Here is a 20819-nt window from a genome sequence, read left to right as displayed (position 1 = left end):
GGGATGGGTGACGACAGCCAAAGCTGGACGGCGGCCCCTGCCGCGGCGGAACAGGCGCGCTCGGTGCTCGCCGCCGCGTGGTCCTGCTCGGTGACCGCGGAGGGCACGCGGGAGGAGCTGGTCGGTGCGCACACGGTGACCGAGGACGGCAGGGTGCTCGTGAACGTGCCGGAGGACAGCGCCCTGCTCGCGGCCGCGATCTGCGCGCCCCGCGGCGAGCCGTCCGCGGTGCTGGAGTTCGCCGACGTCGCGCCCGTCCCCCTGCGCAAGCGAATCCGCGCCCGGCTGTGGCTCGCGGGCTGGTTCGCCGTGGAGGAGGGGCAGCTGGCCTTCCGGCCCACGCGGGTCGTACTGCGGCAGCCGTCCGGTGCCGTGGTCGTGGACCTCGACGAGTTCGCCGCCGCCGTGCCCGACCCGCTCACCACGGCCGAGGCCCGGCTGCTGACGCACCTCGCCGACTGCCACGCCGACGCGGTCGAGCGGCTCACCCGGCTCGTCGAGCACGACAGCCTGCACGGCGCGGTGCGCGTCCAGCCGCTCGCCGTGGACCGGCACGGACTGACGCTGCGCATCGAACGGGCCCGCGGCCACGGCGATGTACGCCTGGCGTTCCACGCGCCCGCCGACGACGTCGCGCAGCTCACCGAGCGCATGCACGTCCTGCTCACCCAGGCGAGTGCCGCGTCCTGTCCTCGGGCCCTACAGCGGCAGCGCACAGACGGCGACCGGTGAGGGAAACGGTTCGCCGGCGCGCCGCAGCGCACCGTTCGTCTCGTCCACGTGGAAGACGGTGACGGTGCCGGACTTCTGGTTCGCCGCGAACAGCAGCGTGCCCTCCGGAGAGAAGGCGATCTGGCGGGGAAAGTCCCCGTCCACCGGCACGGTGTCCAGCAGTCTGAGCCGGGCACCATCCGCCTCGATCGCATAGCGCGTCAGGCTGTTGGCGCCGCGGTTGGCGAGATAGGCGTACCGGCCGTTCGCCGTCACCAGGATCTGCGCCGGATAGTTCGTGCCCGACCCCGTGCCCGTGGACTGCGCCTCGCCGACGGTCACACGGCCGGAGGCCGGATCGTACGAGCAGACGGCCACCGTGTTGTCGACCTCGTCGGCGAGGTAGGCGTACCGGCCGCCGGGGTGGAACGTGAGGTGACGCGGTCCCGCGCCCGGCCGGGTCCGCGCCTGCGACACCTCGGTGAGCGTGCCGGCCTTCTCGTCGAGACGGTACGTGTAGACGGTGTCCGTACCGAGGTCGACGGCGAGCACGTGCCGCCTGTCGGGGCTGGTGAAGATCTGGTGGGCGTGCGGCCCGTCCTGGCCCGGCCCGGGCGGCGGGCTGGTGTGCCGGACGAGGTCGGTGCGCTCGCCGAGGGCTCCCGAGGTGTCGATCGGATGCACGGCCACGCTGCCCGCGCCGTAGTTCGCGCTGAGCAGCCAGCGCCCGCCCGGATGCACCGACAGATGGCAGGGGGCCGCGCCCCCGGTACTCCGGCTGCCCAGGACCTTCCGGTCGGACAGCCGGACGGCGGTCACGGCGCCGTCCTCGCGTTCGTTCACCGCGTACAGCGTGCGGCGGTCCGGGTGGATCGCGAGGTACGACGGGTCGCCGACGCCCGTGACCGTGCCGGTGCCGGTGATCCGGCCCGTCGCCGCGTCGTAGGTGGCCAGGCCGACGCCCTTGCCGCCGCCCTCGACGGAGGTGTAGGTGCCGAGGTAGAGGGGGCGGGGCCCGGACGGCCGCCGGGCTTGGCCGGACGGGCTCGACTCGGGAGCCGACGGGGTCGTCGAGGCCGAGGGCGGGGGCGCGTTGTCACAGGCCGGGAGCGCCGCCGCGGCGGATCCTCCTGCCAGTGCGCCGACGAACCGGCGCCTGCTCCAGCCAGCACTGCCCATGTCGCCCCTCAGGTCGTCACTCGTCCCCGTCGCGACAGCCACCTTGGCGTGGATCACCCACCGGGTGCAACAACGGCACCGCGCGTTGCGCGAGACGCAACGCGCCTCGCCCGGCTACCAGTCCCCGTCCTCGACCGGCCGGCCCGGCTCGTCCTTGAGCTGCCGCACCTGCCCGGGCGCGGGCTCCTGCCAGGGCTCGTGGTCGTCCCCGAGCCAGTCGCCGGCCGGCTTGACGGCCTGGAGCGTGTCCGTGGGGGCGAGGTCCTCCGCGTCCTGGTCGTAGTAGTCGAACCAGGGCAGGCCCGCTCGGGTGTACGCGGCCCGGTCCACCGGAGAGGGCGGCGGCGCCTCGCCGGTGATGCGGCGCCACTCCGGCGGCGTCACGAGGTGCACGAAGATCCGCCCCGCCGGCCGCTCCGCCCAGTCCGACAGCGGCCGGTCGTCCTGGAAGACCTCCTGCCGCATGGATCCGCCGACGCCGAGCCCCATCGCCGCGGGCGCACGGGAGGGAGCCGAGGGAGCGGCTCCGGCGGCGGGCGCGGGGGCCGCGCCGTATGCGGGAGGCGCCGGGACGGATCCGGGCGTGGACGGTGCCGGGGGCGCACCGGTCGCGGGCGGCGCCGCCATCGGCATCGCGGCAGCGAAACCACCCGGCACGGCGGCACCGTAACCGCCCGCCGGGGCCATCCCCCGGGTCCGCTCCGCCCTCCGGCGCTCCTCCGCACGCCAGCGCGCCAGCTCCCGGTCGTTGAGCGGGAAGGACTGCAGCTGTACGCCACCCCAGACCTCCTCGCCCGTGACCTGGCCCTCGACCGTGGCGCCCAGGCCGAGCGGGACGGCGACGAACTGACGGACCGTGCCCGTGCCGGAGTTGATGCCGTCCAGCCAGGGCTGCCGGGGGAGCACCACATAGTTCTGCGGGCCCCTGGCCGGGCGGTCGCTCCAGGGCCGGCCCGAGACCGCGCACACCTTGCCGACGCCGACCTGCAGCGCGGCCGGCTCCGACGTGCCCGCGAAGCTCAGCCACATCGCCTCGCGCAGATACACCGGCAGCATCACACCGCCGCGCGCCCGCCACGCCTCGGGCACCCGGTCCCCGTAGTCCGCGACCCGCCGCACCGGGAACTCGCCCAGGCCGGGCGGCAACGGATGCGTGCCCGTCTCCGGAAGCCGCAGGGTGCGGATGAACCGCACGGTCACACCGCCCGGCAGCCGCAGGGTGTTCCCGTCGATCCGTACGGTCGTGTCGGCCATCGGCCCGCTCCCTCGCATCCGGTGCCGGCCCCCTGCCGGCGTCCCCTCAGCGAGAACGCCCGTCGAACCCGGCGCGGTTCCGCCACAGCTGTTCCGTGACGCCCAGCCGCTCACGCAGTCGCGTCAGCCGGGGCATCCGCGCGCGCTGCTCGCGCGACACACGGTCCAGTTCCTCGAAGAGGCGCCGGGTGCGGTGCTCGGTGTCGAGCTCGTCGAGGATGCGGTTGACCTCCGTCAGGACGGCGCCCGGAAGCTGCCAGTGCCCAGGGTCGCGCTCGGCCTCCTCGCGCAGCAGCATGGCCAGCTTGTCGCGGGTGCCCGCCGCGGTGCGCAGTTCCGCGGCGAGACGTTCCTCGGCCGACTCGGCGCTCGTGCTGAGGTGCGTGGTGACCAGCACCGCGAAGCTCACCACGGCGTCGGCGATCTCGGACAGCAGCTGCTCGAGGGCGGCGCCGGTCTCGGCCTCGAACAGCGGCTTGGGTTCGCGCTCCTTCGCGAGGTCGGTGAGGGAACGCGCGAGCACGCGCAGGACGACGGTGCAGATCTCCAGCGTGTCCAGGCCCGTGCGCATCACCACCCGGTGCAGCACGCTGTCCTGCACACGCGGGTTGAGCCGCAGACTGTCCTCGGCCTGCCTCAGGGCGGCATCCACCTCGACGATGTCGTGGTCCAGGCGCCGCGCCTCGTGCAGCCGCTCCGCCGCGCGGTCCACGGGCGTGCCGCCGGCGGCCTCCTCGCCCATGCGCAGCATCAGCTGCCGCAGCCGGCGGGCCAGATCCTCGATCGACTCGCCGGCCTCCTCCACCCACACCGGCGGAGCCAGCAGCAGATTGCAGGCGAGCCCGACGCTCGCGCCGATCAGCGTCTCCACCACCCGGGCCCAGGCGGTGTTCCCGACGGTGGTGACCCCGAGGACCAGCATCGCGCTGATCGCCACCTCGGGGACGTACTCCTCCACCCGGACCAGCCGTCCCACGACCAGCGCGGCCACGAGGAGCATCGCCAGGCTCCACCAGGTCAGGCCCACCAGCATGCTGAACGCGATGGCGACGAGGACTCCTGTGACCACGGCGTTCACCCGGCGGAAGCCGTTGGTGAGCGTGGCGTACAGCGTCACCTGGACGACCAGCAGCGCGGTCAGGGGAGCGGTGAGAGGTGCGGCCGCCGGCTCGGGGCTCAGCCGGAGCGCGATGACGTACGCGATCGTCGCCGCGGTCGCGGACCGGAACGTCTGGACGACCACGGGATCCCGGCGCTTGTGCATGATCCGCGTGGCGCGCGCCGTCCACTCACGTACCTCTCGCATCCTCGGGCTTTTCCCCTTCCCCTGGCGCATCGAAGGCATCCATGAAGGACGTTAACGCCGCGGGAAAACAGGGGCGACCGTGGACGCTCAGGCGTGCACCTTGTCGAGGAAGGCGGCCAGCCCGTCCGTGGTCCGGTCGATCTGCTCCGCCAGGGTGAGGCTCTCCTCGAGGCGGGACCCGCTCTCCGGCACCTTCTTCCCGCGTACGTAGAGGGAACAGGCGAGGTCGGTGCACATGTACACGCCGACGGAATTCCCCTCACGCCCGGCCGCCCCCGCCTTCCGCGCGGTCATCAGAGAGACCCCGCCCCGCGGGTGCGTCGTCAGGCACAGCGAACACATGCTGCGCTGCAGGGGCCCTCGCCGCGCGGGCTGGAACCGCATCGTCACCCCGACGAGCCGGCCTTCCCGCTCGGTCACGAGATAACTCCGATCGGGCGCACCCGGATCCCGCCACCCGAGAAAGTCGAGATCGTCCCAGGGCCGTTCCCCGAGGTCCCGGGGGACGGCCAGACGCTTGGCCTCTCCCTTCGAGCAGTTGATGAACGAGGTGCGGATGTCCTGCTCGGTGAGCGGTTTCATGGGAGGGCTCCTGGTTGTCTCCGGCCAAACCTAGGGGTCCTAGGTTTTGGGTGCCAGGTCAGGTTAGACAGCCGCGACGAACGGGGCGAGCGGATTTCCGGAAGGCCGTCTCACCCCGGCTCCGCCGCCGAGACCTCCGGCGGCCACACCCCTGGGGCCAGTACCCCCAGTGCGTAGGCGCGGGCCACCAGTTCCGTGCGGTTGGCGGCGTGCCAGCGGGAGGACAGACGGCGGAGGTGGTACGTCACGCCGTCGGTGGTGAGGCCGGTTTCGCGGGCGGCCCGGGCCGTGGTGGCGCCCGCTGCCAGAAGGGCCAGGATGCGGGCCTCCGCCGGGGTGACCCGTTCGCCGGGCGGGGTGCCACGGGCCTCGTGCTCGCCGTCCATCCGGAGCATCACCAGCAGCGCGGGCGTCTCCTCCACCGTGTCGCTCACCGGGTCCGCCGTCAGCTCCCCGTACCGCTCCGCTCCGCCGGGTGCCCGCCAGCGCACGGACACCTGGTACCGCGAGCGATGCCGCAGTCGCAGCGCCTCGGCGATCCGCTCCACCTGCGTCGCCTCCCGCGGGCTGAACAGCTCCAGCACGTCACGGCCGCGCAGCTGCCCCGGCGTCGTACCGCACTCCGCGGCCATCGCCGGGTTCGCGAGCAGCACCGCGCCGTACACGTCGCACACCGCGACCGGCATCGCGACCCGGTCGAAGAGGAGCAGGGCGCGGTTGCGCCAGATCACGGCCTCCTGCCGGACCAGGTCCACGAGCATCTCCTGCCACGCCGGGCCGCTCCCGCGCAAGAGCGACGCATCTGCTTGCACTACACAATCATGTAGGGGTACGGCATCGCCTGCCGGGCCCCGTGGATCACGCTGGATCGCAGTACTTCCGTACCGCGAAAGGCAGTTGCCGCGTCATGCCCCCCACCGGACAGACCTCCCGCCCCGCAGACACCCGCGACGACCTCCCCGTCGCCGACATCACCGCCACCGGCCCCGGCCCCGCGCCCATCCAGCAGGCCATGGACCTGATGCGCGAGCGCGGGCCCGCGTTCGTCCGGCGGCTGTACGGGCGGGACACCCTGTTCGTGGGCGATCTGGACCTGGTCGCCGACCTCGCGGACGAGCAGCGGTTCGCCAAGCACATCGGGCCCGGTCTGGAGAACGTCCGCGAGTTCGCCGCCGACGGCCTGTTCACCGCCTACAACGACGAGCCCAACTGGGCCAAGGCGCACGACATCCTCATGCCCGCCTTCGCGCTCGGCTCGATGCGGACGTACCACCCCGTGATGCTGCGGGTCGCCCAGCGGCTCATCGCGTCCTGGGACCGCGACGCCGGTGCCGGGAAGCCCGTCGACGTGCCCGGCGACATGACCCGCATGACGCTCGACACCATCGGACTCGCCGGCTTCGGATACGACTTCGGCTCCTTCGAGCGGGCCGAGCCGCACCCCTTCGTCGAGTCGATGGTCCGCTGCCTCGAATGGAGCATGACCCGCCTCGCCCGCGTCCCGGGCGAGGACTACTCGGCGCGGGACGCGGCCTTCCGCGACGACTCCGCCTACCTCGCCCAGGTCGTCGACGAGGTCATCGCCGCCCGCACCGGCACCGACCAGAGCCAGGCCGACGACCTCCTCGGCCTGATGCTCACCGCCGAGCACCCGGCCGACGGCACCACCCTCGACACGGCCAACATCCGCAACCAGGTCATCACCTTCCTCATCGCGGGCCATGAGACCACCTCCGGCGCCATGTCCTTCGCGCTGTACTACCTCGCCAAGCACCCGGCCGCGCTCCAGCTGGTGCAGCGCGAGGTCGACGAGCTGTGGGGCGACGCGGCCGACGTCGAGCCGACGTACGACGAGGTCGGCCGGCTGACCTACACCCGCCAGGTCCTCAACGAGGCGCTCCGGCTCTGGCCCACGGCCGCCGTGTTCGCCCGGCAGGCCCGTGAGGACACGCTGCTCGGCGGCCGGATCCCGATGCGCGCCGGAGACTCCGCCCTGGTGCTCACGCCGATGCTGCACCGGCAGCCCGTCTGGGGCGACAACCCCGAGCTGTTCGACCCCTCCCGCTTCACGCCCGAGGCGGAGGCGGAGCGCCCGGTGCACGCCTTCAAGCCCTTCGGCACCGGTGAGCGCGCCTGCATCGGACGCCAGTTCGCGCTGCACGAGGCGACCATGCTGCTGGCCATGCTCGTGCACCGCTACCGGCTGGGCGACCACGCCGACTACCGGCTCGACATCAAGGAGACCCTCACCCTCAAGCCCGAGGGCTTCACCCTCGCGCTGACCCCGCGCACCTCCGCCGACCGCGTCCACACGCCGCTGCCCGGCGCCGCCCCGCTCCAGGACACCGGCGCGGCCGAGCCGCAGGACCTGCCCGCGCGCGTCCGCCCCGGCACCGCCGCCCTCTTCCTGCACGGCAGCAACTACGGCACCTGCCGCGAGTTCGCCGCCCAGCTCGCCGACGAGGCCGCCGCCGTCGGCTGCGAGACCCAGGTGGCGTCCCTGGACGCCTACGCCGGCGGCCTGCCCACCGACCGGCCCGTGGTCATCGCGGCCGCCTCCTACAACGGCCGCCCCACCGACGACGCCACCGCCTTCGCCGCCCGCCTCGAAGAGGACCACGACCTCTCCGGCGTGACGTACGCGGTCCTGGGAGTCGGCGACCGCAACTGGGCCGCCACCTACCAGCACGTCCCCACCCGGATCGACGAGCGGCTCGCGGAGTCCGGCGCGACCCGGCTGCTGGAGCGCGCCGCCGCCGACGCCTCCGGCGACCTCACCGGCACCGTCCGGGAGTTCACGACCGCCCTGCGCACCGCCCTCCTGCGGCAGTACGGCGACCCGGACGCCACGACCCCGGACCTCGAGCCCACGGCCGCCTACGAGGTCCGCACCCTGACCGGCGGCCCGCTGGACGCCCTCGCCGAGCGGCACGACCTCGTCCCCATGCGGGTCACCGAGGCCTACGACCTCACCGCGCCCGGCTACGCGCGCCGCAAGCGGTTCCTCCGCGTCGCCCTCCCGGATGGCGTCACCTACCGCACGGCCGACCACCTCACCGTGCTGCCCGCCAACGACCCGGACCTCGTCACCCGCACCGCCACCGCGCTCGGCCTCGACCTCGACACGGTCCTGGACATCCGCGCCACCCGCCCGCGCCGCGACGGCATCGCCGTCGACCGGCCCGTGACGGTACGGCAGCTCCTCACCCACCACGTGGAGCTGCAGGAGCGCCCGAGCGCCGGGCAGCTGGCCGCGCTCGCCGCCGCCAACCCGTGCCCGCCGGAGCGCATGGCCCTGGCCGACCTCACCGACGACCCGCGCACCCTCGTGGAGATCCTCGAGGACCACCCGGCCCTGCGGGGCGCCCTGGACTGGCCGCGGCTCCTCGACCTCCTCACCCCGCTGCGTCCCCGCCACTACTCCATCTCCTCCTCTCCCGCCGTCGACCCCGGCCACGTGGACCTGATGGTCTCGCTGCTGCAGGCACCCGCCCGCTCCGGCAAGGGTGTCTACCGCGGCACCGGATCCGGCCACCTCAACACGGTGGAGCCCGGCGACACGGTCTACGCGCGCGTGCAGCCGTGCCGCGAGGCCTTCCGCATCGACGCCACCGGCGGAGCCGCACCCGTCGTCATGGTCGCGGCGGGCACCGGCCTCGCCCCGTTCCGCGGCGCCATCGCCGACCGCACGGCCGCCCTCGCGGCGGGCGCCGAACTCGCCCCCGCCGTCTGCTACTTCGGCTGCGACGCGCCCGACGCCGACTTCATGCACGCCGACGAACTGGGCGCCGCGGAGACCGCCGGGGCCGTCTCGCTGCGCCCCGCCTTCAGCGAGACCCCCGAGGGCGAGGTGCGGTTCGTGCAGCACCGCATCGCCGCCGAGGCCGAGGAGGTCTGGGGCCTGCTGGACGCCGGAGCACGGGTGTACGTGTGCGGCGACGGTTCGCGGATGGCGCCCGGGGTGCGGGAGGCGTTCCGTACCCTGTACCGCAAGCACACGCAGGCCGTCGACGGCGCCGACGAGAGCGCCGCCGAGCAGTGGCTCGACGGGCTGATCGCGGACGGGCGTTACGTCGAGGACGTGTACGCGGCCGGCTGACCGAAGCCGTAGGGGAGGGGTGGGCGCACGGTGGTGGACTCCTGGGAACGGGCCCGGCACATCCTGGAGGCGGCGGGCCTGGACCCCGGCCGCCTCGCCCACCTCCGCCCGCTGACCGGCGGCACGTACAACACCGTCGAGGAACTCCGCCTCACCGACGGAACCCGCTACGTGCTGAAGATCCCGCCCGCCGCCGTCGTCCCCGGCCTCCGGCACGAGCGCCGACTGCTCGTGTCGGAGGCCGAGTTCTACCGCTCGGCCGCCCACGCCGGTGTCCACACGCCGCGGCTGGTGTCCATGGGGGACGACTTCCTGCTGATGACCGCCTGCCCGGGCGACTCCTGGGACGACTCCCTCACGGCCGCGGAGCAGACCGCGCTGCGTACGGAGCTGGGACGCCAGACGGCCCGTCTGCACCGCGTGACGGGCCCCGGCTTCGGCTATCCCTCCGGCGCCCTCGGCCCGCTCGCCCCCGACTGGCGGACCGCGTTCACGACGATGTTCGACGCCGTCCTCGACGACGCCCGGCGTTACGGGGCCCGGCTGCCCCGCCCGGTCGACGCGGTGGCCCGTACCGCCCGCTCCGCGTACGGCGCCCTCGACGAGGTCGCCGTCCCCTGCCTCGTGCACTTCGACCTGTGGCGGGGCAACATCCTCGTCGACCGCTCGGCCGGAGAAGCCCGCATCGGCGGCCTCATCGACGGGGAGCGCATGTTCTGGGGCGACCCACTCGCCGAATTCGTCTCCCTGGCGCTGCTGGGGGACATCAAGAAGGACGAGGCGTTCCTGGCGGGCTACCGGGAATCCGGCGGCCGGGCCGATTTCGACGCCCCGGCCCGCCTCCGCCTCGCCCTGTACCGCGCCTACCTGTAGCTGATCATGCTCACCGAGACGATTCCGCGCGAGGTCGGCGAGGAGCAGGAGCGCTGGGTGCAGGAGGCGGTCGCCCCGGAACTCGTCGCGGCCCTGGACGAGATCGAGGAACTCCTCGGCAAGAAATCTCACGGCGTGAAATAAGGGCTGGAGGAAAATCGCGCCGAGCCTGCCCCGGCGGTATGTTGCAGGTCGCACAAGGGGCGGAAGGAGTCACATGGCGGGGCGGAACGGGCGCACGGTACGCGATCTCAGGCGGGCCAACCGCACGGCCGTGCTGCAACGGCTCTACTTCGACGGCCCGCTCAGCCGCTTCGCACTCGGCCCGGCGACCGGACTGAGCTCCGGCTCCGTCAGCAACGTCGTCGCCGATCTGGTCGCCGACGGGCTGGTCGAGGAGGCCGGCAGCGTCGACTCCGACGGCGGCCGCCCCCGCACTCTGCTGCGCGTCGCGCCCGGCAGCGGCCACATGATCGGCGTAGACGTCGGGGAGACCCGGGTGCGTGTCGAACTGTTCGACCTCACCCTCACCGAGCTGGCCCGCGTCGAGCGCCCGCTCGCCGTCCAGCGGTACGAGGTCGAGGTCATCGTCGACCACATCCGCCAGGGCATCGCCGAGGTGCTCGACACCGCCGGCCTCGCGCCCGAGCGCCTCCTCGGCGCAGGCATCGGCGTCCCCGGCATCGTCGAGCGCACGCCCGACCGCGGCGTGCTCGTGCACGGGCAGACCATCGGCTGGGACGCCGTACCGCTGGAGGCCCTGCTCCGCACCGGAACCCCGCTGCCGGACACCGTCCCGTACTTCATCGACAACGGCGCCAGGACGCTGGGCCAGGCTGAGATGTGGTTCGGCGCCGGACGCGGCGCGCACAACGCCGTGGTGGTCCTCCTCGGCTCCGGCGTCGGCGCCAGCCTCGTCACCCCCGAGGTGGAGCAGGGCCGGGCGGTCGAATGGGGGCACCTGACCGTCCGGGTCCGCGGCCGCCGCTGCCGTTGCGGGGCGCTCGGCTGCCTGGAGGCCTACGCGGGCGCCGAGTCGCTGCTCGCCCGCTGGCGGGAGGAGGGCGGCCGGGGCCAGGACGGTACCGACGAGGAGTCCGCGCTCACCGCGATGCTCGCCGCCGCGTACCCGCCCGGGGACGGCGAGGCCGACCCGGTCGCGCTGGCCGTCCTGGAGGAGACCGCCGAGTACGTGGGCGCCGGTCTGTCCGACCTGATCAACCTCGTCCAGCCCGAGCGCATCCTCATCGGCGGCTGGGCGGGCCTGGCGCTCGGCGCCCGCTTCCTGCCCGCCGTACGCCGTTACGCCAGGGCGTATGCCCTGCGCCACCCGGCCGGGAAGGTGACCGTCGAGCTGGGCCGGCTCGGGCCCGACGCGGTCACGGTCGGTGCCGCGATCCTGCCGCTCGCCGACTTCTTCGCGCGCGGCGGACGGCGGCCCGATCCGGCACCGGAGAGTCCGCTCCCCGCGTGGCGCACGGCGCTTCAGGACCGGGCACCGCGCTGAGGTTTCGCAGGTCACGGCGGAGGTACTCGCGTGGCGCCCGGACCACGAAGGGAGTACGCCGTGACCGACCACCGCCTCGAAGGACCCGGCGAGAACGGTGAGCCCGTCCCGCGGGACATGCCGGACCAGCAGGCCGACACCGGCGAGGACCCGTGGGAGGTCGCCCCGCGTTTCACGGGCACCGGCGAGGACGACGGGGCCGGGAAGGACCACGCCGACGAGTCCGCCGACGACGTCCCCGACACGGACGAGGCGGGAACGGGCCGGCAGGGGAAGTCGCCGCGACAGGACACGGTGCACCCCGAGCATCCGGTGCCGGACGAGCCCGCCGGCTGAGCACCCCCTGAGCGCCGATGGCCGCAGCCGACCGTGGGGGCCGGCTGCGGCCATCGGTTGTCTGCGGGCGCATCGGTTGTGTGCGGGGTGCGGGGTGCGGAGTGGCCTGGGGCCCGGGGTCAGCCCACCTTGTGTCCCTGCATCGGTTCCGTCCGCGCCCCGGCACCCTGCTGGAGTCCTTGCAGGAACTGCTCCAGTACCTCCGGCGCCGTGTGTTCCGGCTGCCAGCCGAGTTCCGTACGCGCGCGTGCGCAGTCCATCAGGGGCAGCCGCAGCACCGCGTCGAACAGGTGCGGTGAGGCGGGCAGCAGGTGCAGTCCCCAGGCGGCGGCGATCGCCGAACGGGCCGCCGTGCGCGGCAGCCGCACCGGGCGGGCACCGAACATCCTGCCCAGGAGCTCCGCGTCGACCGTCGGCTCGGCCGCCAGGTTGAACGCGCCCCGGGCGTCGGAGTGCACCGCCAGCCGGTACGCGTGCGCCGCGTCGTCGGTGTGCAGCGCCTGCACCCGCAGCCCCGCGATGTCGGGCAGGAAGGGCAGCAGCTCCGGACGGACCGACGGGCCCGGCAGGAAACGCCCGCCGAAAATACGGCGTTGCTCACTCGCGGACTCCCGCTGGAAGAGGAAGGCGGGCCGCATCCGCACCACCCGCGTCTCGGGGTGATCGCGCTCGAACGTGTCCAGCGCACGCTCCAGGTAGGCCTTCTCCCGGCAGTACGCGGCGTCCGGCCAGCCGTGCGTCGGCCATGACTCGTCCACCGTCCGGTCCTTGGGACCCGGCGAGTACGCGCCGACCGACGAGGCGTGCACCAGCGTCGGCACCCCCGCGGCGGCCACCGCCTCGAACACCCGCATGCTGCCGAGCACATTGGTGCGCCAGGTCGCCGCCGGGTCGTGAGTCGGCTGGAACGCCCAGGCCAGATGGACGACCGCGTCGGCGTCCGTGAACCGCTCCACGAGGTCGGACTCCGCGAAGGCCAGATCGACCGCGGACCAGTCCGTCTTCGGCGGTGACCACTCGGGGATCCGCCGGGCCAGGCCCAGCACGGAGGCGACCTCCGGATCCTCGGAGAGGAGGCGCACCACGCTGGTGCCCACATTGCCGGTGGCGCCCGTGACGACGATCCTCTTGCCGGTTGTGCTGTTCACCTTCCGCTCCTCTCGGCCGCGTGGTTCCGCGAGCGGTGACCGAGTACCCGGGCGCTGTGCGGATTGCACGTGGGCGGGTCCACCGCGCGTGGGCGGAGGTGGGCAGAAGGAAGCCCCGGCCGGACGGGGGAATCACGGCCGGGGCGGCTCAGGGTGTGGGCACCGGCCCACACCTTGTTCAACGGGCAACCATCGCTGGGTGTTCCGCGCTCGGACCTTCCGTCCGGTGTGTCACTGCCCCCCGTCGTCCGGCACGGTCTCGGCCCACAGGTTCTCCGCCTGGAGCAGCAGCGTGCCCAGGACCGCCGTGTGCGCGGCCCCCTCCCCGGCGTGCCGGCGCAGCTTCTCCTGCAACTCCTGGTGCAGCTCCCGCATCGCCTCTTCGGTCTCCTTGTCCAGACGGGGCCGCACGCTGCCGTGGAGCAGACTGTCGGCCTCGGTGTGGCAGGCTTCCCCGATCAGCTCCAGCAGCCGCGCGTACGCGCCGAGGGCCGGGCCCTGGGGCGGGGCGGGCGTCCGGTTGTCGTCCACGGACACCGCCAGGGCCCGGGTCAGCGCGGCCACGTGCCCGGTGACCCGGCCGAACCGCTCGTCCTCGTCCACCGGGGGCAAAGCGCCCCCGTGCGGCACGCGGTGCAGGCGCCGCAGCGGGCCGTAGGTCAGGCGCAGGCTCTCCTGGCTCCACCGGCGCGCCGAGCGCAGCGCCTCCAGGCGGTGGTCCAGCCGGGACGACGCGCTGAGCCAGCCGGCGGCGGTCTGCGCGTCCCACTCGCCCTCGCGCAGGTCGGCGGCGACGGTGCGCAGGACATCGCCCGCCTCCCGGGCGAGGGCCGCGAGGTTCTCCCGTACGTCCCGCAGGTGGACGGGCGGCAGGACGAGCGCGTTGACCGCGACCCCGATCACGGCGCCGAGCGCCGCCTGCCCCACACGGTGCCCGACGCTGGAGATGCTCACGGAGCCCGCGGTGAGGGTGAACAGGGCGGTGGTCGCCGCGTAGATGCCCTGGTCGCCGAAGCGGGACCAGTTCGCGAGCAGCATCAGCACCGGGACGGAGAGGGCGAGCGCGCCCGTCGTGTCGCCGGTGATCGCCTGTGCGGCCGAGGCCAGTACGGTGCCGACGCAGATCGCCCCGAACTGCCGTGCGCCCTGCACCAGCGAGCTGTAGACGGTGGCCTGCACCAGCACCAGTGCCACCCACGGCGCCATCAGCGCCAGCGGGTCTCCCATCCAGACGCCGCCCACCGCCCAGGCGAGCACCGCCGCCGCGGCGGCCTTGAGTGACTGGACGACCAGATCGCGTTCCCGCCCGGGCTCGTTCCAGGCGGCACGCAGGGCGTCCCAGCCGGCCCGGGTCTCCCGCCGCACGGTATCCACCGGCCGTGTACCGCGGACGCCCTGCTCCAGTGCGCGGATCCGTCCCTGCCCCTCACCGGCCGAGGTACCTCTGTCCCTCCCCGGGCGGAAGGCGCGAGCCGTCCGCCGTACCGCACTCGTCACTCGCGTCATGCGCTGCGAGTATCCGCGTGGCCGGGGGTTTCATACCGCCTCATGCGGGCCTCATGCCAGCGGACTGTCGCGGAGGGAGGACAGCAGGTGCGCGGGGTCGGCGTAGACCGCGTCCGCGCCGGACTTCTCCAGGTCGGTGCGCGGGATGCCGCCGCACAGCACGCCCACACAGCGCACCCCCGCGCGGCTGCCCGCGAGCATGTCCCACACGGTGTCGCCGACGAAGACCGCCCGCTCCGCCGGCACCCCGGCCAGCTCCAGCGCGTGCTCGACCGGCTCCGGTGCCGGCTTGCCCTCGTCGACGTCGTCGGCGCTCGCCGTGGCGGTGATGGCGTCGTCCGCGTCGATGGCCCGGCGCAGCGCGCTCAGCTCGGCGCCGCCCGCCGAGGTGGCCAGTACCACCGTCCAGCCGTTCCCGTGCAGTCGCCGCAGCAGCGGCCCGGCCCCCGGCAGCGCGGGCAGCCGGTCGAAGTACTGCCCGTACAGCGCCTTGTGGGCGGCGCTGATCCCGGCGTCCTGGTCCTTGTCGCGGTCGTCGCCGAGCAGATGGGCGACGAGGTCGGTGGAGGGCAGGCCCACGGCCCGGTGAACGGCGTGCATCGGCACCTGCTGGCCGGCCTGCCGGAGGGCCTCCCACCACGCCACGACGTGCAGGTGGTTGGTGTCGGCCAGCGTGCCGTCGACGTCGAACACGGCCGCCCGTTCCGCGCTTCCCATAGGTGCGTTCCCTTCACTCTCCGGCACGCCCGGGTACCACCTCAGCCGCCCGCCACGCCGGGCGGAACCCGCCGCTCGCGGGTCCAGGCCAGCAGCTCCTGAAGGGACCACGTCGTCACCACACGCTCCGGCGGCACCCCGCACTCCTCCGCCCGCGCGCACCCGTTGATCTGCCAGTCCAGCTGCCCCGGCGCGTGCGCGTCGGTGTCGACGGAGAACAGCACCCCCGCGTCCACGGCCCGGCGCAGCAGCCGCCGCGGCGGGTCGAGCCGCTCCGGCCTGCTGTTGATCTCCAGGGCCGTGCCGGTCTCCGCGCACGCCGCGAACACCTCGTCCGCGTCGAACTCCGACTCGGGCCGCCCCCGCCCGGTCGTCAGCCGCCCCGTGCAGTGCCCGAGCACGTCGGAGTGCGGATCACGTACGGCGGCCACCATCCGCCGGGTCATCGACCGGGCGTCCATACGCAGCTTGGAATGCACCGACACCACCACGACGTCGAGCCGGTCCAGCAGCTCCGGCTCCTGGTCGAGCGAGCCGTCCTCGAGGATGTCGCACTCGATGCCGGTCAGCAGCCGGAACGGTGCCCAGGTCTCGTTCAGCTCCGCCACCACGTCCAACTGCTCCCGCAGCCGCTCGGCCGACAGGCCGCGCGCCACCGTCAGCCGTGGCGAGTGGTCGGTCAGCGCCGCCCACTCGTGGCCCAGCGCCGCCGCGGCCCGGCCCATCTCCTCGATCGGGCTGCCGCCGTCCGACCAGTCGGAGTGCAGATGGCAGTCCCCGCGCAGCAGCTCCCGCAGCGCCTCGCCGCCCCGCACGGCGGGCCACTCCGTGGCCTCGCCCTCCAGCGTGCGCAGATAACCGGGCTCCTCCCCGGCCAGCGCCTCCCGCACCACCTGCGCGGTCTTCGGACCGACTCCTTTGAGTGACTCCAGCGAACCGTCCGCCGCCCGCCGGCGCACCTCGTCGTCGCCCAGCTCCTTCAGCACCCGGGCCGCCGTACGGAAGGCGCGCACGCGGTACGTCGGTGCCAGGGACCGCTCCAGCAGGAAAGCGATCCGGTCCAGTGCCTCGACAGGATCCATCGCCACCTCCACCCCAAGGGTTCCCCAGCGCCCGGCGGGCCGCACGACGGGCGGCCGGTTTGCCCGCGCCCCGCCCGGGTACTGCGATGCCCCGCCCGCGTCGACGAGGAGGCCCGCCATGTCCGCCCGCACCGAGCCCCGCACCAAGGCCGCCGTGATCACCGGCGCCGACTCCGGCATCGGCAGGGCCACTGCCGTACGCCTGGCCCAGGCGGGCATGGACCTCGGCATCACCTGGCACAGCGACGAGCAGGGGGCGGAGGAGACGGCCGACGAGGTACGGGCGCACGGGCGGCGGGCCGAGGTCGCCCGGATGGACCTCACCCGGCTGCCCGCCGCCGCCGACACCGTGGACGAGCTGTGCGAGCGGCTCGGCCGTGTCGACGTGCTGGTCAACAACGCCGGTACGGGCACCATGACGCCCTTCCTCGACCTGGAGCTGTCCACCGTGCGCGAGGTCCTCGACGTCGACCTCGTCGGGCCGTTCCTGTGCGGGCAGAAGGCCGCCCGGCACATGATCCGGCAGGGCGACGGGGGCCGCATCGTCAACGTCACGTCCGTCCACGAGCACCAGCCGCGCGTGGGCGCCGCCCCCTACTGCGCGGCCAAGGGTGGTCTCGGCCTGCTCACCCAGGTCATGGCCCTCGAGCTCGCCGAGCACCGCATCACCGTCAACGCGGTCGCCCCCGGCGAGATCTCCACCCCCATGACCGGCCAGGAGGACACCGACCCGCACACCGAGAGCCGCCCCGGCGTGCCTCTGGGCCGTCCCGGTGACGCCCGCGAGGTCGCCGCCGTCATCGCCTTCCTCGCCGGCCCGGACGCCTCGTACGTCACCGGCGCCTCCTGGAGTGTCGACGGCGGCATGCTCCGCATGGGCCCCCAGGCCGGCTCCCACCTGACCGCCGACGACTGGCGACGGCCCTGAGCGGCCCGGCCGGCGACTGCACCCCGCGCTACCGCCGGTCGCGCTCTACGCTCGATGCATGACCGAAAGCGCGAGCCCGTACATATCCCACCCGCGGATCTTGGTGCTCGGGGTGCAGCCGGGCACACCGCCGTTCCGGATCGTGGAGATCGACGGCCAGGTGGTCGGGGAGGCCAGGGCCGCCACCGACGTCCTGACGGCGGCGGCCGCGTTCGGCATCACGGTCCACGACATGGACGATCCGGACGTGGTCCGCTGGGTGGGCGGAGACAAGTACACCTGGACCTTGCACTAAGCCTTCTCGGCCGACGGCTTCCTGTCCGCCCGGCCGCGCCCGGGCCTGCGCGCGTGGACCGCCCGGCTCAGGCGGCGGCCCAGGAGCAGGTAGCCGATCAGCGCGCCCGTCGTGTTGAGGATGACGTCGTCGATGTCGAAGGCGCGGCCGGTGACCAGCGCGCCCTGGGCGAACTCCACCAGCAGCATCACGATCGCGGTCATCAGCAGGACGCGCAGGATACCGCGCGTGCGCGGCGCGACGACGGGCACGAGGATGCCGAAGGGGACACCGAGCAGGATGTTGCCGCCGATCTGCCGGACGGCGTCCCGCAGTTCCGGCTGGTCGAGATAGGCCTTCAGGGAATCGCCGGGCCGCAGGTTGGTGTGGGTCAGGGCCTCCGAGGCGGGCGAGGGCTCAAGGGTCAGCCGCGCCAGCACCACGGCGAAGGCGACCATGAACGTGAAGGCGCACAGCGTCGCCAGCAGCCGGACGGGCCACGGGAGCGGGCGTCGCTCGCTCCCCGATCCCGCGGTCCTGGGACGTGAGGCTGCACTGGCCATTCTGTCCTCCAGTCTTCAACTGCCCTGCGTGACAGGGCGGTTACCCACGGAAGCGCCGACGATGCCGGCGCCGCCCGTACCCACCCTCGGTTTCCCCGCGTTGTGCCGGGGCACTCCGGCTTGGCAGCAGCAGCGCGCCGCCACGTCCCACCGACGGGGCGGTGCTTGGATGACCGCCACAATGATCAGTGTCCGTGGAGGTGGCGCGTGGACCGGCGTACGACGCTCCTCGCGGTGGCCGAGGTGTTGCTCTGGTGGGCCGCGCTCGCCGCGCTGTGGCTGGTGTTCGTGAGCACCGTCGACCCGCTGGAACTCGCGGTCGGCGGGGGCGCCGCCCTCCTCGGCGCGCTCGCGGCGCGGGCCGCGCGACGGGCGGTGGCCTGGCGGTGAACGGCTGGCTCCTCGCCGCGGCGCTCACCCTCGCTGTGGGCCTTGCGGCGGCCCTGTGGGGCGTCGCCGGCGGACCGCTGCGGCGGCGCGTCGTCGCACAGAACCTGTCCACCGCGGTCGCCTGCCCGGGCATGCTGCTCCTCGCCCAGGGCTACGACCGCCCCGCCTACGTCGATGTCGCCCTGGTCCTCGCCCTGCTCGGACCCGTCGGCACGCTCGTCTTCGCCCAGCTGCTCGCCACGGAACTGGCCGAAGACCCGCCCCGCGCCCGGGGCGTCACCTGGGCGGCGGCCGGCCTCGGGGCCGTGGTCGTCCTGGCGTTGTGCGCCGTCACGGGACCGGGCCGGGAGATGGCGAAGCTCCTGGTGACCGGCGCCCTGCTGACCGGCGGCAACGTCGTGGCCTCGCGCGCGCTGACCGGCGCGAGGGGAGAGCCCGGCGCGTGGGGGAGAGGACCGCTGCCGTGGAACAAGCCTTGATCGCCGTCGCCCTGGTGCTGGTCGCCGCCTCCGCGACGGTCGCCGTGGCCACCCGCGACCCCGCACGCCAAGCCCTCGTCCTGGCCGTCCTCGGTGTTGTGCTGGCCGTGTTGTTCACCGTGCTCCAGGCACCCGACGTCGGCCTCTCGCAGCTCGCGGTGGGCTCCGCGCTGACGCCGCTGTTGCTGCTGCTGACGGTCCGCAAGGTGAAACGCCGTCGGCAGCGCCAGGGGAGCGACGAATGAGCCCCCGCACGCGGCTGTGGCTGGTGGCCGTGGGCGGCGCGGGCCTCGCCGCGCTGCTCGTCGCGGCCTGTCTCGCCCTGCCGGCCTTCGGCGGCGACCGCCACCCCTACGGCGACCGGGCCGTCCAGGAGTCCCTCGCGCACCGCACCGCCAACACCATCGCCTCCGTCAACTTCGACCAACGGGCCTACGACACCCTCGGCGAGGTGAGCATCCTGTTCGCCGCCGTGCTCGGCTGCGTCGTCCTGCTCCGGCAGACGCGCGACGAACACCGCGCCGCGCCCGAACCCGCCGAGGTCGCCCCACCCGTCCGCCGCTACGCCCTGCTCGTGCTGCCCGTCGCCCTGCTCACCGGCCTGTACGTCGTCGCGCACGGGCAGCTCAGCCCCGGCGGCGGCTTCCAGGGCGGCGTGGTCGCCGCGACCGCCCTGCACCTGCTGTACCTGGGCGCCGACTACCGCGCCCTGGAACGCGTCCGGCCCCTCGGCCTGTACGAGGTGGGCGACGCGGTCGCCGTCTGCGCCTACCTCGTCACGGGCGTCGCCGCGCTGCTCGGCGGCACCGCCTTCCTGGCGAACACGCTGCTGCCGGACCGGCGGTCTGGTGCACGTCTCCGTGCACTGGACCCCGGTCGGCGTCCTGCTCGGCCTCGCCTCCACCGCCCTGGGACTCGCCCTCGCGGCCGTGGCCGTCACCCGGCCGCGGCTCCTTGCCGTCCCGGACCGGGCACAACCGCTGCGGCGCCTGCAGTCCGGGCACGTCGGGGACTACGTCGCGTGGCTCCTGGTGGGCACCACCCTGCTGGGCGCGCTCGCCCTGCCCGGGGTCCTCGGCGGCTGATCAGTTCCCGTACGAGACACGCACCTCCTTGAAGCCCAGCGAACGCAGCAGGCCTTCGAGCATGCCGGTGGCGTTCTTCTCGGCGCGTGCGGTCAGTTCGCTCTCCTTCGCCGCGTCGCCGATGTGCCGTACCGCGAGTTTCTGCACGGCCTGTTCGCCGTTGGGGTTGTCCGAGAAGAGGTCGCCGAGGCGGTCGAAGAGACCGCGCTGCTTGGAGACCGCGTAGGAGCGGTCGGGGTCGAGGGCCGGCTTGCCCAGTCGCGCGTGCGGCAGCCGGAGCGTGGCGGACGTGCGGTCGCCGTTGACCCGCACGTCGTTCTCGCCGACCTTGCCCAGGTCGACGTAGGCGTCGACGGTCCCCGCACCGACGTACAGGGTGCGGGTGCCGCGGATCGCGTCGGGCAGGAACCTGGCGTCCTTCTCCAGGTCCACGACGACCTGGAAGTTGCCGGAGGCGGCGTCGTAACGGCTGATGTCCTGGATGGACTTCAGCAGTGCGGGGCCGGACCGGTCGTGGGTGTCGGTACCGAACAGGTCCTTCAGGCCCGGGATCACGCTGAGCCGGATCCCGGCGAAGAACACGACGAGCACCAGTACGAGCGCGCCCACCACCTTGGCCCAGCCGGGCATGCGCCTGGGGAGGTGCTTGACGGGAGTCGTCATGCGACGGCCCTCCTTCCTACTGTCCGGATGCCCGCCACATCCCCTGCCAGACCGGCCGGTTGAGGAGGGGACGACTCCGGCAGAAGCACGAAAGGGCGCACACGGACAGGAAGGGACGTAGGGAAGGAGGGAAGGAC

At 73.7% G+C, this 20819-nt stretch carries 21 protein-coding genes and 1 pseudogene; 11 read left to right on the top strand and 11 right to left on the bottom strand.

Annotated features, from left to right (window positions below):
- Positions 1–3: 3 nt before the first annotated feature.
- Positions 4–732: a DUF2470 domain-containing protein gene (locus tag OG542_RS02985; RefSeq protein WP_328407908.1), complete on the top strand. Its 729-nt coding sequence runs from the start codon at positions 4–6 to the stop codon at positions 730–732.
- Here the strand turns inward: OG542_RS02985 and OG542_RS02980 are convergent.
- From OG542_RS02980 to OG542_RS02960, 5 genes are all read right to left on the bottom strand, one after another.
- The gene (locus OG542_RS02980; RefSeq protein WP_328417733.1) at positions 700–1890 is read right to left on the bottom strand and encodes a lactonase family protein; all 1191 of its coding nucleotides are present in this window, start codon (positions 1888–1890) and stop codon (positions 700–702) included. The genes OG542_RS02985 and OG542_RS02980 overlap by 33 nt on opposite strands.
- Before the next feature lie 114 nt (positions 1891–2004).
- Positions 2005–3144 carry a hypothetical protein gene (locus OG542_RS02975; RefSeq protein ID WP_328407906.1) on the bottom strand — a complete coding sequence of 380 codons (1140 nt, stop codon included), beginning with the start codon at positions 3142–3144 and terminating at the stop codon, positions 2005–2007.
- 46 nt (positions 3145–3190) lie between these two features.
- On the bottom strand, positions 3191–4450 hold the full coding sequence (locus tag OG542_RS02970; RefSeq protein ID WP_328407904.1) for an FUSC family protein: 1260 nt from the start codon (positions 4448–4450) through the stop codon (positions 3191–3193).
- 87 nt (positions 4451–4537) lie between these two features.
- The gene (locus tag OG542_RS02965; RefSeq protein WP_328407902.1) at positions 4538–5032 is read right to left on the bottom strand and encodes an FBP domain-containing protein; all 495 of its coding nucleotides are present in this window, start codon (positions 5030–5032) and stop codon (positions 4538–4540) included.
- 110 nt (positions 5033–5142) lie between these two features.
- Positions 5143–5793, bottom strand: coding sequence for a PAS domain S-box protein (locus OG542_RS02960; RefSeq protein ID WP_408057849.1), 651 nt, complete (start codon positions 5791–5793; stop codon positions 5143–5145).
- A 146-nt stretch (positions 5794–5939) separates the two neighbouring features.
- On the opposite strand from OG542_RS02960, the gene OG542_RS02955 reads away from it, so the two are divergent.
- From OG542_RS02955 to OG542_RS02940, 4 genes and pseudogenes are all read left to right on the top strand, one after another.
- Positions 5940–9131 carry a bifunctional cytochrome P450/NADPH--P450 reductase gene (locus OG542_RS02955; RefSeq protein WP_328407898.1) on the top strand — a complete coding sequence of 1064 codons (3192 nt, stop codon included), beginning with the start codon at positions 5940–5942 and terminating at the stop codon, positions 9129–9131.
- 30 nt (positions 9132–9161) lie between these two features.
- Positions 9162–10148 (top strand): annotated as a pseudogene (locus OG542_RS02950) (phosphotransferase family protein).
- 73 nt (positions 10149–10221) lie between these two features.
- Positions 10222–11511, top strand: coding sequence for an ROK family transcriptional regulator (locus tag OG542_RS02945; protein WP_328407896.1), 1290 nt, complete (start codon positions 10222–10224; stop codon positions 11509–11511).
- Between the two features lie 60 nt (positions 11512–11571).
- Positions 11572–11847: a hypothetical protein gene (locus OG542_RS02940; protein WP_328407894.1), complete on the top strand. Its 276-nt coding sequence runs from the start codon at positions 11572–11574 to the stop codon at positions 11845–11847.
- A 119-nt stretch (positions 11848–11966) separates the two neighbouring features.
- Here the strand turns inward: OG542_RS02940 and OG542_RS02935 are convergent, their stop codons facing one another.
- From OG542_RS02935 to OG542_RS02920, 4 genes are all read right to left on the bottom strand, one after another.
- Positions 11967–12995, bottom strand: a complete 1029-nt coding sequence (locus OG542_RS02935; RefSeq protein WP_328407892.1) for an SDR family oxidoreductase — start codon at positions 12993–12995, stop codon at positions 11967–11969.
- Positions 12996–13226: 231 nt separating this feature from the next.
- A complete protein-coding gene (locus OG542_RS02930) occupies positions 13227–14369 on the bottom strand; it encodes an aromatic acid exporter family protein (protein WP_408057711.1) in 1143 nt (380 codons plus the stop codon).
- Between the two features lie 183 nt (positions 14370–14552).
- Positions 14553–15218, bottom strand: a complete 666-nt coding sequence (locus tag OG542_RS02925; RefSeq protein WP_328407890.1) for an HAD family hydrolase — start codon at positions 15216–15218, stop codon at positions 14553–14555.
- A 41-nt stretch (positions 15219–15259) separates the two neighbouring features.
- Positions 15260–16300 (bottom strand): PHP domain-containing protein, encoded by a 1041-nt coding sequence (locus OG542_RS02920; protein WP_328407888.1) that lies wholly within the window; start codon positions 16298–16300, stop codon positions 15260–15262.
- Between the two features lie 118 nt (positions 16301–16418).
- On the opposite strand from OG542_RS02920, the gene OG542_RS02915 reads away from it, so the two are divergent.
- On the top strand, positions 16419–17228 hold the full coding sequence (locus tag OG542_RS02915) for an SDR family oxidoreductase (protein WP_328407886.1): 810 nt from the start codon (positions 16419–16421) through the stop codon (positions 17226–17228).
- 58 nt (positions 17229–17286) lie between these two features.
- Positions 17287–17523, top strand: a complete 237-nt coding sequence (locus OG542_RS02910) for a hypothetical protein (RefSeq protein WP_311129276.1) — start codon at positions 17287–17289, stop codon at positions 17521–17523.
- Here the strand turns inward: OG542_RS02910 and OG542_RS02905 are convergent.
- Entirely contained in the window at positions 17520–18065 is a 546-nt protein-coding gene (locus OG542_RS02905; protein ID WP_311129277.1) for a VanZ family protein, read from the bottom strand. The genes OG542_RS02910 and OG542_RS02905 overlap by 4 nt on opposite strands.
- A gap of 207 nt (positions 18066–18272) precedes the next feature.
- Between OG542_RS02905 and OG542_RS02900 the strand changes: the two genes are divergently transcribed.
- Genes OG542_RS02900 through OG542_RS02885 form a run of 4 tightly spaced genes read left to right on the top strand, consistent with a single transcriptional unit; the run spans position 18273 to position 20051 of the window.
- Positions 18273–18455 (top strand): hypothetical protein, encoded by a 183-nt coding sequence (locus OG542_RS02900; RefSeq protein WP_311129278.1) that lies wholly within the window; start codon positions 18273–18275, stop codon positions 18453–18455.
- The gene (locus OG542_RS02895; protein ID WP_328407883.1) at positions 18452–18934 is read left to right on the top strand and encodes an MrpF/PhaF family protein; all 483 of its coding nucleotides are present in this window, start codon (positions 18452–18454) and stop codon (positions 18932–18934) included. The genes OG542_RS02900 and OG542_RS02895 overlap by 4 nt, the downstream gene beginning before the upstream one ends.
- Complete coding sequence (locus OG542_RS02890; protein ID WP_311129280.1) at positions 18919–19179, top strand: hydrogenase subunit MbhD domain-containing protein; 261 nt, start codon at positions 18919–18921, stop codon at positions 19177–19179. Before OG542_RS02895 ends, OG542_RS02890 begins: the two co-directional genes overlap by 16 nt.
- Positions 19176–20051, top strand: coding sequence for an MnhB domain-containing protein (locus tag OG542_RS02885; RefSeq protein ID WP_328407880.1), 876 nt, complete (start codon positions 19176–19178; stop codon positions 20049–20051). Before OG542_RS02890 ends, OG542_RS02885 begins: the two co-directional genes overlap by 4 nt.
- Here OG542_RS02885 and OG542_RS02880 read toward each other — a convergent pair.
- Positions 20020–20682, bottom strand: coding sequence for a DUF4230 domain-containing protein (locus OG542_RS02880; RefSeq protein WP_328407878.1), 663 nt, complete (start codon positions 20680–20682; stop codon positions 20020–20022). The genes OG542_RS02885 and OG542_RS02880 overlap by 32 nt on opposite strands.
- Positions 20683–20819 lie beyond the last annotated feature (137 nt).

The sequence above is a fragment of the Streptomyces violaceus genome, assembly GCF_036014075.1.
Taxonomy (GTDB): Bacteria; Actinomycetota; Actinomycetes; order Streptomycetales; family Streptomycetaceae; genus Streptomyces; species Streptomyces violaceus.
Note: the sequence above shows the minus strand (reverse complement) of the source record. Positions and strands in the feature narration are given on the sequence as shown.